The following is a 15,912-nucleotide window of genomic DNA, read 5'->3' as shown; positions in this document are numbered from 1 at the left end:
CGCTTTCCTTTCAGACAGGGCTCAGACGGGGCTGCAGCAGGACGTGTAATCGAGCAGCATGTCTTCGACGAACAGTTTAGCCGACAACGGATGATCCGCCACCGCGCGCCGCTCGTTCGCAGACTTTACCGCACGCAACACATTTGCAGTGTGCACATGACCGGCCAGAGCGGCAAGTTCCTTCTGGTAGCGCGGATAGTAACGCACCACACCGGACAATTTCATCGACAGCAGGTCGTACAGCCAGCGCTGCTGCCAGGCCACGAGCGCGGACAGCGGCGTCTTGCTGAGTTTTTCGGCACTGCGCAGTGCGCTATCCGTAGACGGCCGCGCCAGGAAGTGCAGCAGGGCCTCGAGTTCCTCGCGGCTGCCGTTCTCGGCCTGGGTGCGGGCCGCCAGCGGGGCGCCGCCTTCTTCGCGCAGCCAGCTGTCGGCATCGGGCACGCCCTGCTCCTTCAGCCAGGCCAGGGCCGCCGGGTGGTCCGGCATCGGCAGCGCGAACTTGCGGCAGCGCGACAGGATCGTCGGCAACAGGCGATCCAGCCCGTTCGAGGCCAGCAAGAAGACGGTGCCCGGCGGCGGCTCTTCCAGCGTCTTCAGCAGGGCGTTCGAGGCCGGCATGTTCAGCGCCTCGGCCGGATACAGCACCACCACCCGCAAACCCTGGCGGTGGGTCGAGATGTTCATGAAGTCCGCCAGGTTGCGGATCTGCTCGATCTTGATCTCTTTCGAGGGCGCCTTGGCCGACTTCGACTTCTTGTCGCCCTCGCCGCCCTCTTCGCCTTCCGGCGCGGGTTCGTCTTCCAGCGCTTCCGGACGCACGCGCCGGTAGTCGGGGTGGTTGTGCTGGACGAACCAGCCGCAGGACGCGCAGGCGCCGCAGGCATGGCCGTCGGCTTGTACGTTTTCGCACAAGAGCGCTTGCGCAAAGGTTTCGATGAAGTCGGCCTTGCCGATGCCGGCCGGGCCATGAAACAGGATCGCATGCGGCAAGCGCTCGCGCATCTGCTGCAGGCGGGTCCAGGCGGTTTGCTGCCAGGGGTAGATCACAAGAATTTCTCCAGGGCCTCGCGAAGAGTCTGCTGCGTGGCCTCGATGCTGCGGGTCGAATCGACGACGATGAAACGGTCCGGGAACTGCGCCGCGCGGCGCAGGTATTCGGCGCGGCAGCGGGCAAAGAATGCACCCTGCTCCTGCTCGAACTTGTCCAGGGTGCGGGTGGCGTCCAGCCGCTCGCGCGCCACGTCCAGGGGCACGTCGAACAGCAGGGTCAGGTCGGGCTGCAGATGGGGGTGGACCCAGGCTTCCAGCGCTTCCATCCTGGCGCGGTCCAGGCCGCGCCCGCCGCTCTGGTAGGCGAAGCTGGCGTCGCTGAAGCGGTCGGACAAGACCCAGGCGCCGGATGCCAGGCCGGGCTCGATCACTTGCGCGATGTGCTCGCGGCGGCTGGCGAACATCAGCAGGGCTTCGGTTTCCAAATGCATGGTTTCATGCAGCAGCAAATCGCGCAGCCTCTCGCCCAGCGGCGTGCCGCCCGGTTCGCGCGAAGCGACGACGGTCTTGCCGTGCGACTTGATCAGTTCGGTAACGAAACCGATGTGGGTCGACTTGCCGGCGCCGTCGATGCCTTCGAAGGTGATGAACTTGCCGCGCACGGGAGTTTGCACACTGTTCATGGCCGGGACACTCCCCGCTGGTACTGGTTCACGGCGCGGTTATGATCGTTCAGGTTGTCCGAGAACTGGCTGGTGCCGTCGTTGCGCGAGACGAAATACAGGGCGTCGGTCTTGGCCGGCGCCATTGCCGCGGCCAGCGACTGCACGCCCGGCAGCGAAATCGGGGTCGGCGGCAGGCCGAAGCGGGTGTAGGTGTTGAACGGGGTGTCGGTCAGCAAATCCTTCTTGGCGATCTTGCCTTCGTAGCGCGGGCCCATGCCGTAGATTACGCTCGGGTCGGTCTGCAGCATCATGCCGGTGCGCAGGCGATTCACGAACACGCCGGCGATCATCGCGCGTTCGCTCTTCTGGCCGGTTTCCTTTTCCACGATCGAAGCCATGATCAGCGCCTCGTACGGATTCTTGTACGGCAAATTCGGGTCGCGCTTTTCCCAGGCCGCGTTCAGGCGGTTCACCAGCATCTGGTGCGCCTGGCGGTAGATCTGCAGGTCGCTCGAACCCTTGGCAAACAGATAGGTGTCGGGGAAGAACAGGCCCTCGGGCTGCTTGAATTCCGGGGTGATCTTGGCCATCAGCTCGGTATCCGACATCCGGGCCGTTTCGTGGCGCAGGGTCTTGGTGGCGGCGATCGCCTCGCGCATCTGGCGGAAGGTCCAGCCTTCGATGATGGTCACGGCTTCCTGGGCGAACTCGCCGCGCACCAGCTGCGTGAGCAGGCGGCGCGGCGTGGTGTTCGGTTTCAGCTCGTAGCTGCCGGCCTTGATGCGGCCGCTGTCGCCGCTGAAGCGGGCCAGCAGCTGGAACAGGAAGGGGCTCACCGGCACGCCGGCCTTGGACATCTGCTGGGCAGCCGCGTTGACGCCGCTGCCGGGGGTGATGGTGAATTCGATCGGCGGCTCGGCCGTGGTCAGCGGGTGGCCCGACCACCAGGCGAATCCGCCGGCCGCCGCGACTGACACGATCGCGCCGGTAAAGAGAAGTTTTTTTATCAGTGCCATTCTTTTTTGGTTTTGACGGGCGGCGCAAGCCGAGGCGTAGCAGGTTTGCGCGCTTCCGGTTTTTCGCCGTCTCCGGCGCGATTCGCTCGACAACTCTATAATGAGGCCGTAATGATATAGCCTAATCGCACAGCATATGGCATTTATGAGCAACTGGACAGACTATCTGGCGTCGCACGGCGCCCGCTTTCATATCGATGAAGCGACCCAGGCCGAAGACTTCGGCCGCACCCTCACCGCAGACGAGCTGGCGGCCGGCTTCGTCGCACCCGTAACCGACCTCGGCCTGATCGCCGTGGCCGGCGAGGATGCGGCCGGCTTCCTGCACAACCAGCTGACCAACGACGTCGAGCACCTCGGCACGGGCGACGCGCGCCTGGCCGGGTATTGCACGCCGAAGGGCCGGCTGCAGGCGACTTTCCTGTACTGGCGCGACGCGGAGGCTGTGTACCTGCAGCTGCCGCGCGCCATCCAGGCGCCGCTGCAAAAGCGCCTGAGCATGTTCGTGCTGCGCGCCAAGGCCAAGCTGCGCGATGCGACCGGGGAAGAGGCCTTTGCGGCCGTCCTCGGCATCGGCGGCGCCAAGGGCGAAGCGGCGCTGCGGGCCCAGGTCGGCGAGCTGCCGGCCGCGCCCTACGGCAAGACCTCTGGCGAGCACGGCACCGTGATCCGCCTGGCCGACGCCTTTGGCGCGCCGCGCTACCTCTGGATCACGTCGGCCGCTACGGCCCAGGCTGCGTTCCCTGCGTTGACGGGTGAACTGGCCCTGGGCGGCAATGCGGCCTGGCAACTGGCCGCGATTCACGCCGGCGTGCCCCAGGTGACGCAAGCGACACAGGAGCAGTTCGTGCCGCAGATGATCAACCTGGAATTGCTGGGCGGCGTGAACTTCAAGAAGGGCTGCTATCCAGGCCAGGAAATCGTCGCGCGCAGCCAGTACCTCGGCAAGCTGAAGCGCCGTACGGCCCTCGCCACGGTCGAGAACGCCGCCGCGCGTGCCGGCGACGAAGTGTTTGCGACTGCCGACCCGGACCAGCCCTGCGGCATGGTGGTCAACGCCGCGCCGAACGGCCAGGGGGGAGCCGATTTGCTGGTGGAAATGAAGCTGGCCGCGCTGGACGAGGACGTGCGCCACGGCTCGGCCGCCGGCCCGGCCCTGCGCTTCCAGCCGATGCCTTATCAGGTCGATGCGGCGCTCGATGCGCTCGACCTCTAGCATGGTCGACCTGTACGTGTACTACAAGGTGCCGCAGGCGAACGCCGCCCGGCTCGAGCCGCTCGTGCGCGCGCTGCTGGCGCGCCTGGCCGCCGACACCGGCGTTCTCGGCCAGCTGAAGCGCCGCCCGGAGAGGGAGGACGGCGTGCAGACCTGGATGGAAGTGTTTCCCGGCGTCGACGCCGGTTTTGCCGCCCTGCTGGACACGTATGCCGGCGAGGCCGGCATCGCCGGCTTGATCGACGGTCCGCGCCGGGCCGAGGTTTTCGTGGAGTTCACATGTGCCTGATCGTCTTTGCCTGGCGCGTCATCCCGGGCGTACCCGTCATCGCCGCCGCCAACCGCGACGAATTCTATGACCGTCCCGCGGCCCCGGCCGCGCCCTGGCCGGAAAACCCGAACGTGATCGCCGGGCGCGACCTGGAACACGGCGGCAGCTGGATGGGCATCACGCGCGAAGGGCCGAACGGCCCGAAGTTCGCCGCCCTGACCAACATCCGCGCGCCGCACGAGGTGAAGCCGGACGCCCCCTCGCGCGGCGCACTGGTGGCCGACTTCCTGAACGGCTCGTTCTCGGCGGCCGACTACCTGGACGTGATCCGGGGGCGCGGCGACGTCTACAACGGCTACAACCTGGTGCTGGGCGATGCGAAAGCCCTGTACTGGTATTCCAACCGCGCCGGCGACGATGCCCGCAACGGCCAGCCGCTCGAAGAGGGCCGCATCTACGGCATCTCGAACAGCCTGCTCGATGCGCCGTGGCCGAAGGTCACGCGCACCAAGGCGCAGTTTGCCAGCCTGCTGTGCCAGGGCGCGCCCGAGGATGCCTATTTCGAGATGCTGGCCGATACCACCCGTGCGCCGGACATGCGGCTGCCGGAAACCGGCGTGTCGCTCGACCTGGAGCGGGTGCTGTCGGCGGTGTGCATCGAGACCGCCGGGTATGGCACGCGCACCTCGACGGTGGTGAAGCTGTACGACGGCGCGCCGGCGGAGTTGCACGAGCGGATATTGCAGCCCTGAGGCCAAACCCGGATCGCGGCGGATGTCGTAGGGTGGGCACTCTGTGCCCACGCGGTGATACGTACCGGCCGCATCATCGTGCCCGATACCGGAGCCGATAACGATCACCGCGTGGGCACGAGTGCCTAGCGCGGCCCGGCCCACCCAACGATCTCAGCGACGTTCGAGGTCGCCAGCCATCGTCGTTACAGCTTCGCGCGCAGGATGTCGCGCACGTGCGGCGTGGCCGCGTAGGGATCGGGCGGGTTCTGCGCCTGCACGATCGCCTCCATGCGCTCGCCCACGCCACCCAGTGCGTGCGGATGCGAGAAGATGTAGAACTGCCCGTCGCGGATCGCATCGAAGGTCATGCGCGACACGTCGCGCGCCGAGACCTTGCCCGACTCCACCGCTTTGACCGTCAGTGCCTGGGCTGCGATCTGGCTGTTGGTCGGCGAACCGTCGGCCTTCAGTTCTTCCGGACGGTTGCGGTGCGAGTGGCTGATCCCGGTCGGAACAAAATACGGACACAGCACCGAGGCGCCGATCGGCGCATTCACCAGCTGCAAATCGTGGAACAGCGTTTCCGACAGCGACACCACGGCGTGCTTCGACACGTTATAGACACCCATCGCCGGCGCATTCAGCAGCCCGGCCATCGAGGCCGTGTTCACGATATGCCCCTCGAAGGCAGGATCCTTCTTTGCGCACTCCAGCATCGCGCGGGTGAACACCCGCACGCCATGGATCACGCCCCACAAATTCACGCCCAGCACCCATTCCCAGTCCTCGGCGCTGTTTTCCCAGATCAGCCCGCCCGAGCCGACGCCGGCGTTGTTGAACACCAGGTGGATGCCGTGGAAGCGTGCCAGCGCCGCATCCGCCAGCTCTTCCACATGGGCTGCCTTGCTGACGTCGCACACCATCGCCAGCACCTCGACACCCTGCGCCAGCAGTTCGTCCGTCGCTTTTTCCAGGGCGTCGGCCTGGATGTCGGCCAGCACCAGCTTCATGCCCAGGCTGGCCGCCGTGTCGGCGAATTCACGTCCCAGCCCACTTCCCGCGCCGGTGATGACGGCAACTTTACCGCTGAAATTCTTCATGTTCCATTCTCCCCTTCAGACTGCGGACACGCCGCCGTCGACCGCCAGGATCTGGCCCGTGATGTGCTTGCCGGCGTCGGAGGCGAACAGCACCACCGCACCTTTCAGGTCCTCGTCGTCGCCCAGGCGCGCCAGCGGCGCATCCTTGGCCAGCACGTCGGCGCCGATGGTCGCCAGCACGCCCTTGGTCATTTTAGACGGGAAGAAGCCCGGCGCGATCGAGTTCACGGTGATGCCATGGCGGCCCCATTCGCCGGCCAGCGCGCGCGTGAAATTCACGATCGCACCCTTCGAGGTGTTGTAGGCGATCGTGCTCATGGTGCCCGGCGGATTGCCGGCCAGTCCGGCAATCGAGGAAATGTTCACGATGCGGCCATAGCCGCGCGGGATCATCGACAGCTTGCCCACCGCCTGGCTCACCAGGAAGATGCTGCGCACGTTCAGGTTCATCACCTTGTCCCAGGCGTCGAGCGGATGGTCCTCGGCCGGTGCGCCCCAGCTGGCGCCGGCGTTGTTGATCAAAATGTCGATCTGGCCGAGGCGGCGCAATGCTTCCTCGACGAAGGGCCCGACGTTTGCTTCGTGCGACAGGTCGGCCGCGATTGCCGAGGCGTCGATGCCTTTCGACGTCAGGTGGGCCACGGCGAGGTCGAGTTCTTCCTGCTTGCGCGAGGAAATGACCAGGCGCGCGCCCTGCTCGCCGAGCGCTTCGGCCATCTGCAGGCCGAGCCCGCGCGAGCCGCCGGTCACGAGGGCGGTCTTGCCTTGGAGTGAAAAGAGTTCCTGGGTAGTGCGCATGCTGTCTCCGTTGTTATTGATCTCGGTTGATTCAGACTTCGTAATCCATGCACTGGCGCTCGTCGCGCACCGCCTTGAAGAACGGCATCAGCGCCTTGTGCGTCGGGTGATTGGCGTAGGCTTCCAGCGCGTCGCGGCTCTCGAACGCCGAGTTCAGGATCACGTCATAGGTCGCTTCCAGGCCCGGCTGGGCCAGCGCTACCTCGAAGTGCAGGATGCCGGGCACGATGCTGGCGCACTCGTCCAGGCGGCGTTTCATTTCGCGGGCATTCGCCAGGCGGTCGGCGCCTTCGGCTTCTTGCTTCAGTTTCCACATCACGATGTGCTTGATCATATGCCTCTCGAATCTGTTTCGTTCATTCGCATGGTTTTACATATCACAGGCGGGCTTACAGTACCTCGAACAGCCCCGCCGCGCCCTGGCCGCCGCCGATGCACATCGTCACCACGACGTACTTCACACCACGGCGCTTGCCCTCGATCAGCGCATGGCCGACCAGGCGCGCGCCGGACACGCCATACGGATGGCCGACCGCAATCGCGCCGCCGTTCACGTTCAGGCGCTCCATCGGAATGCCGAGCGTATCGGCGCAGTACAGCACCTGCACGGCAAAGGCTTCGTTCAGTTCCCACAGGCCGATGTCGTCGACCGTGAGGCCGGCCTTTTGCAGCAGCCTGGGCACCGCGAACACCGGGCCGATGCCCATCTCGTCCGGCTCGCAGCCCGCCACCGCAAAGCCGCGGAACACGCCCAGCGGCGCCAGCCCCCTGGCTTCGGCCAGGCGCCGGCTCATCACGATCGACACCGAGGCGCCGTCCGAGAACTGGCTGGCATTCCCGGCAGTGACCACGCCGCCCGGCAGCGCCGTGCGGATCTTCGCTACGCCCTCGAGCGTGGTATCGGCGCGGATGCCTTCGTCGGCGGCGATCGTCACTTCGCGCGTCAGCAGGCGGCCCGAGGCCTTGTCGGCCACGCCCATCACGGTCGTCATCGGCACGATTTCCTGGTCGAAGCGGCCCGCTTCCTGGGCGGCGGCCGCGCGCAGCTGGCTCTGCACGCCGTACACGTCCTGGCGCTCGCGGGCGATGCCGTAGCGCTTGGCCACCATCTCGGCGGTCTGCAGCATCGACCAGTAGATTTCGGGCTTCTGCGCGCGCAGGGCCGGGTCGCGCAGCATGTGGGTATTCATTTCCTGCTGCACGCAGGAGATCGATTCGACGCCGCCGGCCGCGAAGATCTCGCCTTCGCCGGCCAGCACACGCTGGGCCGCCAGCGCAATCGTCTGCAGGCCCGAGGAACAGAAGCGGTTGACCGTCATGCCCGGCACCGTGACCGGGCAGCCGGCGCGCAGCGCGATCTGGCGCGCAATGTTGCCGCCGGTGGCGCCTTCGGGATTTGCGCAGCCCATGATCACGTCCTCGACCTCGCCCGCTTCGATACCGGCGCGTTCGATGGCGGCGGCCAGCACGTGGCCGCCGAGGCTCGCTCCGTGGGTCATGTTGAAAGCCCCTTTCCACGACTTGGCCAAGCCCGTGCGGGCGGTCGAAACGATGACGGCGTCTTGCATTCTGGTCTCCCTGGTTGTTGGTATCGATCAAACCAGAATAGCACAGATAAGTACGGTCGTTCGCAAATATGGAGGCTTGCGCCTCATCATATGCAGACGGGATTTCGAGAGGCGAAACGCGGTCCAATGTTCAGTACGGGACAGGTGGAATGCCGCTGGCGAGGACACGAACGGCCTCGTCAAGCGACCTGATCAAGCATCAGTAAGTTTGCAGTAAGTTTGGAGCAAGCATGACGTAAGTTTGGCGGTCCACACTCCGTTCCAGCTGACCAAGTATCGGCTAGTCGCAGACTTTATTACTACACGGAGACAACAACATGGCTATCACACCCGGCATGACCGCTGGCGGCAAGGCAGTGCCTTCGTCCCAGGGAATGACCAAGGAAGAACGCAAGGTGATCTTTGCGTCCTCGCTTGGCACCGTATTCGAATGGTACGACTTCTACCTCTACGGTTCGCTTGCCGCCATCATCGGCAAGCAGTTCTTCCTCGGCGACCCGACCACTTCGTTCATCTTCGCCCTGCTCACCTTTGCCGCCGGCTTCATCGTGCGTCCTTTCGGCGCGCTCGTGTTCGGCCGCCTCGGCGACATGATCGGCCGCAAGTACACCTTCCTGGTCACCATCCTCATCATGGGCGGCTCGACCTTCCTCGTCGGCCTGCTGCCGGGCCACGCCTCGATCGGCATCGCGGCGCCGATCATCCTGGTCACCCTGCGCATCCTGCAAGGCCTGGCCCTCGGCGGCGAATACGGCGGTGCAGCCACCTACGTGGCCGAGCACGCCCCTGAAGGCAAGCGCGGCGCCTTTACCGCCTGGATCCAGACCACCGCGACCATGGGCCTGTTCCTGTCGCTGCTGGTCATCCTCGGCACCCGTACCGCCGTCGGCGAAGAAGAATTCCTGGCCTGGGGCTGGCGCATTCCCTTCCTGCTCTCCGTCCTGCTGCTGGGCATCTCCGTCTGGATCCGGATGTCGATGCACGAGTCGCCTGCCTTCGCCAAGATGAAGGCCGAGGGCAAGACCTCGAAGCGTCCGCTGTCGGAAGCCTTCCTGCAATGGAAAAACGCGAAGATCGTCATCCTGGCCCTGATCGGCCTGACGATGGGCCAGGCCGTGGTCTGGTACACCGGCCAGTTCTACGCCCTGTTCTTCCTGACCCAAACCCTGAAGATCGACGGCCCGACCGCGAACATCCTGATCGCCATCGCCCTGCTGCTGGCCACCCCGTTCTTCCTGGTGTTCGGCGCGCTGTCGGATAAAATCGGCCGCAAGTGGATCATCCTCGGCGGCTGCGTCATCGCCGCGGCCACCTACTTCCCGATCTTCAAGGCCATTACCCACTACGGCAATCCGGCCCTGGAGCAGGCGATCAACTCGTCGCCGGTCGTCGTCGTCGCCGACCCGGCATCGTGCAACTTCCAGGTCGATCCGAGCGGCACCCGCAAATTCCCGGCTTCCTGCGACATCGCCACCCGCATGCTGACCAACGCCTCGGTCAACTACACGACCGTCGACGCCCCGGCCGGCACCGTGGCCACCGTCAAGGTCGGCGACAAGGTGTTCCAGTCCTTCAACGCCAACATGACTGCCGACGGCCTCAACTTCGACGTCGACAGCAAGGCCCGCGAAGACGCCTTCAAGAAGGAAATCACCGGCGCCCTGAAAACGGCCGGCTATCCGGACAAGGCCGATCCGAACGGGATCAACAAGCCGATGGTCGTGCTGCTGCTGTTCATCCTGGTGCTGTACGTGACCATGGTCTACGGCCCGATCGCCGCCATGCTGGTCGAAATGTTCCCGACCCGTATCCGCTACAGCTCGATGTCCCTGCCTTACCACATCGGTAACGGCTGGTTCGGCGGCCTGCTGCCCACCATCTCGTTCGCCCTGGTGGCAGCCAACGGCAACATCTACTACGGCCTCTGGTACCCGATCATCATCGCCCTGATCACCGTCGTGATCGGCGCCCTGTTCGTTCGCGAAACCAAGGACAACAACATCTACGCCGCTGACTAAGCCATCTCGGCTCCGTCGAAAGCAAAATGCCGCTGGAAACAGCGGCATTTTTATTTGCTCCAACGTTACGTACGTTCGACGAGGCCCGGGCCATCGACCGTACGGTGGGCACCCCGTGCCCACGCGGTACGCACATAACCGGTGGCCCGCGGCAGCGGCATGTCGCCCGCCAGCTCCCGCCCAGGACACGACAACATCAATTCCCGGGTTTTCAAATCACCCCACCTGGCTCACCAGATAAGCACACCTTCTCGCCCCCTCCAGTTGATGCTCGATCCGCACCACCGACACCCCCGGCCCCAGCACCCGCCGGAACACCTCCAGCTCCGAGCGGCAAAACTGCTGACAAGCCTGGGCCGCCGCACAGATCGGACAATGGTTCTCCAGCAACAGCACACTCCCATCCACGCGCGGCTCCGCTTCCGCCATATACCCCTCCAGCGACCGCGCCGCCGCCAGCGCGTCCACCTGCTGGTCCAGGGTCCCGCCCGGATCGACCTGCGCCCGATACGCCTGCTCGCTCGCCGCCTCGCGCGCCACGATCAATTTCTCCAGCCCACTCTCGCCAAACAGCGCACGCACCCCGTCGATCAAGTCCAGCGTCACCTCGGCATGCCGGTCGGGAAAGCGCGCATGCCCCGCATCGCTCAGCTGCCAGCGCCGCACCGGCCGCCCGACCTTGCCCGGGCTGTCGTGGTAGCTCACCAGCCCCTTGTCGACACCGAGTTCGAGCTGGCGCCGCACGCCCATCGCCGTCATGCCGAGCAGCCCGGCCAGCGCCTGCGCCGTCTGCGCGCCGCGCGTCTTCAACATCATCAGCACCTGGTCGAAGGTATTCATTTTGCCTCCACAGAAAAGCCAATCGTGCGCCCGCTCCATTGGCGCAGCGCCAGCGCGGCCCAGGCCGCCAGCAAGCCGCCGACGATCAGCACCAGGCGCGTGTCGACCAGGGTCAGCACCCCGCCGGCCAGCGCCATCACGATATTCGCCAGGCAAAACGTCGTGGACAGCAGGCCCATCACGGCGCCCTGGCCATGCGCGGCAAACTGGTCCGCCGACCAGCCCTGCAGCGTGGCGTTGTAATAAGCATGCGGCAGGCCGAACAGGACAATGCCCACCAGCCCGACCCACAGGCTGCCGAATCCCACCGCCAGGATCGCTGTCGCCGCCAGCGCCGCCTGGCCACTGGCGCGCCTGCGCGGCTCCAGCGGACTGGCCCGCCCAGCAAACAGGGCGGCGAACGTCATCAGCGCGCACATGCCCATGTTCACGAAAGCGATCTGGCGCGTGTCGTAATGTCCGACGTCCACCAGCCACAAGGGAAAGAATTCGTAAAAGGCCGCCACGCCGCAGGCGTAGGCAAAGTGCACCGTGAACAGGGTGCGCAGGGAGCCGTGGCGCAGCAGGGTCAGCGCATGCCGCTCGCGCGCCACCGCCCACCAGCTTCCCGCCTGGGTCGCCTGTGCATGGCCGACAGGTTCGCGCTCCAGCGCCAGCGCCGCCAGCCCCGCGCCCAGCAGCAGCGCGCCGGCGGCAATATAGAACGGCAGCGTGATCCCGGCGCCGACCGTGAGCCCGGCCAGCAAGGGTCCCACCAGCCAGCCCAGGTTGAAGGAGCCGTTCAGCCACGACAGCGCATGGTTGCGCAGCCCGCCCGTCAGGCGTTCGGCCAGCATCGCGCGCATGATCGCCCCATTCCCTTCCAGCAGGCCGGTCACGAAGCGCGCCAGCAGGAACAGCGGATACGACTGGGCCACCAGCGCCATCGCGGTGAGCCCGTGGCCGATGGCGGCGCCGATCGCCGTGACCAACAGCAGGCGGCGCCGCCCGAAGCGGTCCGACACCGGCCCGAGCATGGCGCTGCCGATCAGCAGGCCGAGCGGATTGATCATCAGCGCAATGCCGAACAACAGCTTCGGCGGCAAGCCCAGGAAGTTGGTCAGCGCATTGTCGCTGCCGCCGGCAAACAGCGGCGGCAGGATCGGGTAAGGCAACGAGGCGCCGGTGGTGGACAGCAAACCCAGCAGGCAAGCGCTGGCGATCAGGAGCACGGTCTTCATGGAATAGGATCGACGTTGCAATACCAACATCGTAGGCCCGGCTCGGCGATAAGTAAACGACTTTGTTTATTTATTCGCCGAGCAAAAAAATGGCGCTGTCACCGTTAGCTATGGATGAGGATTGAACTGCTGAGCTCATTCGCGGTCCAAGCCGTATCGCCATCGATACGGGATGACCATGAAAGCACCTCGCTTCACGAAGTGGTTTGCCGCATTGCCCGCACTCAATCAGCCCCAGCGGCTACGGGTCCTCGACGCCTTGCGTCCGGCGGCCGGGCTGCACCAGGTGCTCGCCCTGATCGAACAATTCCGGTCGCCGGGACGACACTGTCCTCACTGCCAGTGCGCGCGCTGGCACCGGCATGGCCACGCCAACGACCTGCAGCGCTACCGCTGCTTCGCCTGCCGGCGCACCTTCAACGACTTGACTGGTACGCCATTGGCACGCCTGCGGCTGAAAGGGAAATGGCTCGATTATCTCGATGCGCTGCGTGCGTCGCGCCCGGTGCGCGCGGCGGCAGATGAGGTCAAGGTGCATCGCAACACCGCTTTTCGCTGGCGCCATCGCTTTCTCGACCGGGTCAAGGAGGACCGGCCGGCGCGCCTGAACGGCATCGCCGAGGCCGACGAAATGTTCATCCTGGAATCCCAGAAGGGGTCGCGCAAGCTCGACCGGCCAGCGCGCAAGCGCGGCGGCGTTGCCGGTAGACGCGGCATTTCACGCGAGCTCGACTGCATCCTGGTGGCGCGTGACCGCAGCAAACAGACGATCGATGCTGTCACTGGCCGCGGCCCCGTCAGCAAAATCCAGCTGGAGCGCCACCTGCTGCCCTTCCTGGACGGCGACGTCTTGCTCGTGACGGATGCGAACGCAGCCTATCGCGCTTTCGCCCGTGCACACGGCATTGCGCACCAGGCCGTCAATGTCAGCGCCGGCAAGCGTGTGCGCCTGGGTCCGCACGGCGCTATCCACGTACAGAACGTGAATGCCTATCACGGGCGCTTGCGCGAATGGTTGCTGCCCTTTCATGGCGTCGCCTCGCGCTACCTGCCGAACTACCTGGGCTGGCGCCGCATGCTCGATGGCGGAAGAATTGCATCTGCCAATCAATTGTTTCACTTAGCAATCGGGCCCATCCACAGCAAACGATGACAGCGCCAAAAAAAACGCCGCTGAATCCAGCGGCGTTTGTCGACGCACCTGCGCGCACTGCGCACATTGCGCCAGCGAACAAGGCATGCTCAGCCGTTAAAGGCCTTGCCCTCGCTCGCCAGGCGCTCCAGCAGCGGCGCCGGCTGCCAGGCTTCGCCATGGCGTCCGCGCGCGAACTTGCGGATCGTCTCCAGCACGTTGCCCAGGCCCACCGTGTCCGCGTACAGCATCGGCCCGCCGCGGTGCAGCGGGAAGCCATAACCGGTCAGGTAGACCATGTCGATGTCCGACGCACGCAGCGCAATGCCTTCTTCCAGGATGCGCGCGCCTTCGTTCGCCAGCGCAAACACCAGGCGCTGCACGATTTCGGCGTCGGAAATCGCGCGCCGCTCGATGCCGGCTTCCTGCGCATAGCCCGCGATCATGTCGTTGACCAGCGGCGACGGCTGCGGTTTGCGCTCGCCCGCCTGGTAGTCGTACCAGCCGGCGCCGGTCTTCTGGCCGAAGCGGCCCGCTTCGCACAGGCGGTCCGGGATCGGCGAGTACACCAGGTCCGGCGACTCGGCATAGCGGCGCTTGCGGATATACCAGCCGATGTCGTTGCCGGCCAGGTCGCTCATGCGGAACGGCCCCATGGCAAAGCCGAACTTCTCGATCGCCTTGTCCACTTGCTCCGGCAGCGCCCCTTCTTCCAGCAGGAAGAAGGCCTGGCGCAGGTATTGCTCGACCATGCGGTTGCCGATGAAGCCGTCGCACACGCCCGACACCACGCCGGTCTTGCGGATCTTTTTCGACAGCGCCAGGGCAGTGGCCAGCACGTCCTTGCCGGTCTGCGCGCCGCGCACGATTTCCAGCAGCTTCATCACGTTGGCCGGGCTGAAGAAGTGCAGGCCGATCACGTCCTGCGGCCGCTTCGTGAACGCGGCAATCTTGTCCAGGTCCAGCGTGGACGTGTTCGAGGCCAGGATCGCGCCCGGCTTCATCACTTCGTCGAGCTTGCGGAACACCTGGGCCTTGACCTCCATGTCCTCGAACACGGCCTCCACCACGATGTCGGCCTGGGCAATCTCCTCATACGCCAGCGTGCCGGTCACCAGGCCAATGCGCTGCTCGGCCTTTTCCGGCGCCAGCTTGCCCTTCCTGACCGTGTTCTCGTAGTTCTTGCGGATGGTGGACAGGCCCTTGTCCAGCGCTTCCTGTTTCGTTTCCAGGATGGTCACCGGAATGCCGGCATTCGCAAAATTCATGGCAATGCCGCCGCCCATGGTGCCGGCGCCGATCACGGCGGCGCGCGCAATCTCGCGGGTCGGGGTGTCGGCCGGCACGTCCGGCACCTTGCTGGCGGCGCGCTCGGCAAAGAAGGCATGGCGCAGCGCCTTCGATTCGTCGGTCTGGGCCAGGGCAAAGAAGCGTTCGCGCTCGAATGCCAGGCCATCCTCGATTTTCCTGGTCACCGCCGCGGCCACGCACTCCACGCATTCGAGCGGCGCCGGGAACGGGCCGGCCATGGCTTTCACGGTATTGCGCGAGAACTGCAGGAAGGCCTCGGCGTTCGGATAGTCGATCTTCAGGTCGCGCACCTTCGGCAGCGGACGCACGTCGGCGATGCCGTTGGCAAATTCCACGCTGGCTGCGATCAAATCGGCGCCGGCATCGAATACGCGGTCGAACAGCTTCGTTTGCGCCAGCTGTTCCGACAGCACCGGGTTACCCGAAACGATCATGTTCAGGCCCAGCTCCAGGCCGACCACGCGCGGCAGGCGCTGGGTGCCGCCGGCGCCCGGCACCAGGCCGATCTTCACTTCCGGCAGGCCGACCTGGGCGCCGGGCAGCGCCACGCGGTAGTGGCAGCCGAGCGAGAGTTCGAGGCCGCCGCCCATGCAGACGCCGTGGATGGCGGCGACGACCGGCTTTTCCAGATTCTCGGCGGTGGCGATCAGGGTGTGCAGGTTCGGTTCGGCCAGGGCTTTCGGCGAATTGAATTCGCGGATGTCGGCACCGCCCGAAAACACCTTGCCGGCGCCGGCGATCACGACCGCCTTCACGGCGGCGTCGCTCTCGGCGCGGCGCAGGGCGGCGACGGCGGCGGTGCGCGTCTCGAGGCCCATGCCATTGACCGGCGGATTGTTCAGGGTGATGACGGCAACGCTGCCGTGAACGACGTAGTCTGCACTCATGTCTCTTCCTTTTAATAATGAACTGCGAATGAACTGCGCGAGTTGAACTGCCTGGATGACTATAACGCAAAAAAGTACGGTCGTCTTATTTCTTCACTGACTTATCCATCGTGAATGGCTGGCGCACGCGGCGGCCCTGCCGT

General features: G+C 65.5%; 15 protein-coding genes. 5 read left to right on the top strand and 10 right to left on the bottom strand.

Features of this window, described 5'->3' with window-relative positions:
• Positions 1-21 precede the first annotated feature (21 nt).
• From QWL29_RS06655 to mltG, 3 genes are read right to left on the bottom strand one after another with little or no spacing between them, the layout of a single operon-like run.
• The gene (locus QWL29_RS06655) at positions 22-1,056 is read right to left on the bottom strand and encodes a DNA polymerase III subunit delta' (protein WP_305822210.1); all 1,035 of its coding nucleotides are present in this window, start codon (positions 1,054-1,056) and stop codon (positions 22-24) included.
• Positions 1,047-1,676, bottom strand: coding sequence for a dTMP kinase (tmk, locus tag QWL29_RS06650; protein WP_305822099.1), 630 nt, complete (start codon positions 1,674-1,676; stop codon positions 1,047-1,049). The genes QWL29_RS06655 and tmk overlap by 10 nt, the downstream gene beginning before the upstream one ends.
• Positions 1,673-2,674, bottom strand: coding sequence for an endolytic transglycosylase MltG (gene mltG / locus QWL29_RS06645; protein ID WP_305822098.1), 1,002 nt, complete (start codon positions 2,672-2,674; stop codon positions 1,673-1,675). The genes tmk and mltG overlap by 4 nt, the downstream gene beginning before the upstream one ends.
• A gap of 145 nt (positions 2,675-2,819) precedes the next feature.
• On the opposite strand from mltG, the gene ygfZ reads away from it, so the two are divergent.
• From ygfZ to QWL29_RS06630, 3 genes are read left to right on the top strand one after another with little or no spacing between them, the layout of a single operon-like run.
• Complete coding sequence (gene ygfZ, locus QWL29_RS06640; RefSeq protein ID WP_305822097.1) at positions 2,820-3,890, top strand: CAF17-like 4Fe-4S cluster assembly/insertion protein YgfZ; 1,071 nt, start codon at positions 2,820-2,822, stop codon at positions 3,888-3,890.
• Positions 3,874-4,179: a DUF4936 family protein gene (locus tag QWL29_RS06635; RefSeq protein WP_305822096.1), complete on the top strand. Its 306-nt coding sequence runs from the start codon at positions 3,874-3,876 to the stop codon at positions 4,177-4,179. Before ygfZ ends, QWL29_RS06635 begins: the two co-directional genes overlap by 17 nt.
• Positions 4,170-4,913, top strand: a complete 744-nt coding sequence (locus QWL29_RS06630; protein ID WP_305822095.1) for an NRDE family protein — start codon at positions 4,170-4,172, stop codon at positions 4,911-4,913. Before QWL29_RS06635 ends, QWL29_RS06630 begins: the two co-directional genes overlap by 10 nt.
• Before the next feature lie 185 nt (positions 4,914-5,098).
• Here the strand turns inward: QWL29_RS06630 and QWL29_RS06625 are convergent, their stop codons facing one another.
• The 4 genes from QWL29_RS06625 to QWL29_RS06610 are packed head-to-tail and all read right to left on the bottom strand — an operon-like array spanning position 5,099 to position 8,361.
• Positions 5,099-5,995: an SDR family oxidoreductase gene (locus tag QWL29_RS06625; RefSeq protein ID WP_305822094.1), complete on the bottom strand. Its 897-nt coding sequence runs from the start codon at positions 5,993-5,995 to the stop codon at positions 5,099-5,101.
• Between the two features lie 15 nt (positions 5,996-6,010).
• Positions 6,011-6,793 carry an SDR family oxidoreductase gene (locus tag QWL29_RS06620; RefSeq protein WP_305822093.1) on the bottom strand — a complete coding sequence of 261 codons (783 nt, stop codon included), beginning with the start codon at positions 6,791-6,793 and terminating at the stop codon, positions 6,011-6,013.
• A 31-nt stretch (positions 6,794-6,824) separates the two neighbouring features.
• Positions 6,825-7,127 (bottom strand): Dabb family protein, encoded by a 303-nt coding sequence (locus QWL29_RS06615; RefSeq protein WP_305822092.1) that lies wholly within the window; start codon positions 7,125-7,127, stop codon positions 6,825-6,827.
• Positions 7,128-7,182: 55 nt separating this feature from the next.
• Positions 7,183-8,361, bottom strand: coding sequence for an acetyl-CoA C-acyltransferase (locus QWL29_RS06610; RefSeq protein WP_305822091.1), 1,179 nt, complete (start codon positions 8,359-8,361; stop codon positions 7,183-7,185).
• Between the two features lie 317 nt (positions 8,362-8,678).
• On the opposite strand from QWL29_RS06610, the gene QWL29_RS06605 reads away from it, so the two are divergent.
• Complete coding sequence (locus QWL29_RS06605; protein WP_305822090.1) at positions 8,679-10,379, top strand: MFS transporter; 1,701 nt, start codon at positions 8,679-8,681, stop codon at positions 10,377-10,379.
• 216 nt (positions 10,380-10,595) lie between these two features.
• Here the strand turns inward: QWL29_RS06605 and QWL29_RS06600 are convergent, their stop codons facing one another.
• Positions 10,596-11,219 (bottom strand): helix-turn-helix transcriptional regulator, encoded by a 624-nt coding sequence (locus tag QWL29_RS06600; RefSeq protein WP_305822089.1) that lies wholly within the window; start codon positions 11,217-11,219, stop codon positions 10,596-10,598.
• Positions 11,216-12,439: an MFS transporter gene (locus QWL29_RS06595; protein WP_305822088.1), complete on the bottom strand. Its 1,224-nt coding sequence runs from the start codon at positions 12,437-12,439 to the stop codon at positions 11,216-11,218. The genes QWL29_RS06600 and QWL29_RS06595 overlap by 4 nt, the downstream gene beginning before the upstream one ends.
• A gap of 178 nt (positions 12,440-12,617) precedes the next feature.
• Here QWL29_RS06595 and QWL29_RS06590 point away from each other — a divergent pair, with 178 nt between their 5' ends.
• A complete protein-coding gene (locus QWL29_RS06590; RefSeq protein ID WP_305822209.1) occupies positions 12,618-13,592 on the top strand; it encodes an IS1595 family transposase in 975 nt (324 codons plus the stop codon).
• Positions 13,593-13,681: 89 nt separating this feature from the next.
• On the opposite strand, the gene QWL29_RS06585 is transcribed toward QWL29_RS06590, so the two are convergent.
• Positions 13,682-15,769, bottom strand: a complete 2,088-nt coding sequence (locus tag QWL29_RS06585) for a 3-hydroxyacyl-CoA dehydrogenase NAD-binding domain-containing protein (protein ID WP_305822087.1) — start codon at positions 15,767-15,769, stop codon at positions 13,682-13,684.
• Positions 15,770-15,912: the final 143 nt, after the last annotated feature.

Source organism: Massilia brevitalea (assembly GCF_030711405.1).
Lineage (GTDB): Bacteria > Pseudomonadota > Gammaproteobacteria > Burkholderiales > Burkholderiaceae_D > Telluria > Telluria brevitalea.
The sequence above is the reverse complement of the archived record's forward strand: the minus strand, read 5'-3'. Positions and strand labels throughout refer to the sequence as shown.

Excerpts from the sequence above, each read along its gene's own strand:
- tmk (WP_305822099.1), bottom strand. The coding sequence starts at position 1,676 with ATGAACAGTGTGCAAACTCCCGTGCGCGGCAAGTTCATCACCTTCGAA.
- mltG (WP_305822098.1), bottom strand. The coding sequence starts at position 2,674 with ATGGCACTGATAAAAAAACTTCTCTTTACCGGCGCGATCGTGTCAGTC.
- ygfZ (WP_305822097.1), top strand. The coding sequence starts at position 2,820 with ATGAGCAACTGGACAGACTATCTGGCGTCGCACGGCGCCCGCTTTCAT.
- QWL29_RS06635 (WP_305822096.1), top strand. The coding sequence starts at position 3,874 with ATGCGCTCGACCTCTAGCATGGTCGACCTGTACGTGTACTACAAGGTG.
- QWL29_RS06630 (WP_305822095.1), top strand. The coding sequence starts at position 4,170 with ATGTGCCTGATCGTCTTTGCCTGGCGCGTCATCCCGGGCGTACCCGTC.
- QWL29_RS06625 (WP_305822094.1), bottom strand. The coding sequence starts at position 5,995 with ATGAAGAATTTCAGCGGTAAAGTTGCCGTCATCACCGGCGCGGGAAGT.
- QWL29_RS06620 (WP_305822093.1), bottom strand. The coding sequence starts at position 6,793 with ATGCGCACTACCCAGGAACTCTTTTCACTCCAAGGCAAGACCGCCCTC.
- QWL29_RS06615 (WP_305822092.1), bottom strand. The coding sequence starts at position 7,127 with ATGATCAAGCACATCGTGATGTGGAAACTGAAGCAAGAAGCCGAAGGC.
- QWL29_RS06610 (WP_305822091.1), bottom strand. The coding sequence starts at position 8,361 with ATGCAAGACGCCGTCATCGTTTCGACCGCCCGCACGGGCTTGGCCAAG.
- QWL29_RS06605 (WP_305822090.1), top strand. The coding sequence starts at position 8,679 with ATGGCTATCACACCCGGCATGACCGCTGGCGGCAAGGCAGTGCCTTCG.
- QWL29_RS06600 (WP_305822089.1), bottom strand. The coding sequence starts at position 11,219 with ATGAATACCTTCGACCAGGTGCTGATGATGTTGAAGACGCGCGGCGCG.
- QWL29_RS06595 (WP_305822088.1), bottom strand. The coding sequence starts at position 12,439 with ATGAAGACCGTGCTCCTGATCGCCAGCGCTTGCCTGCTGGGTTTGCTG.
- QWL29_RS06590 (WP_305822209.1), top strand. The coding sequence starts at position 12,618 with ATGAAAGCACCTCGCTTCACGAAGTGGTTTGCCGCATTGCCCGCACTC.
- QWL29_RS06585 (WP_305822087.1), bottom strand. The coding sequence starts at position 15,769 with ATGAGTGCAGACTACGTCGTTCACGGCAGCGTTGCCGTCATCACCCTG.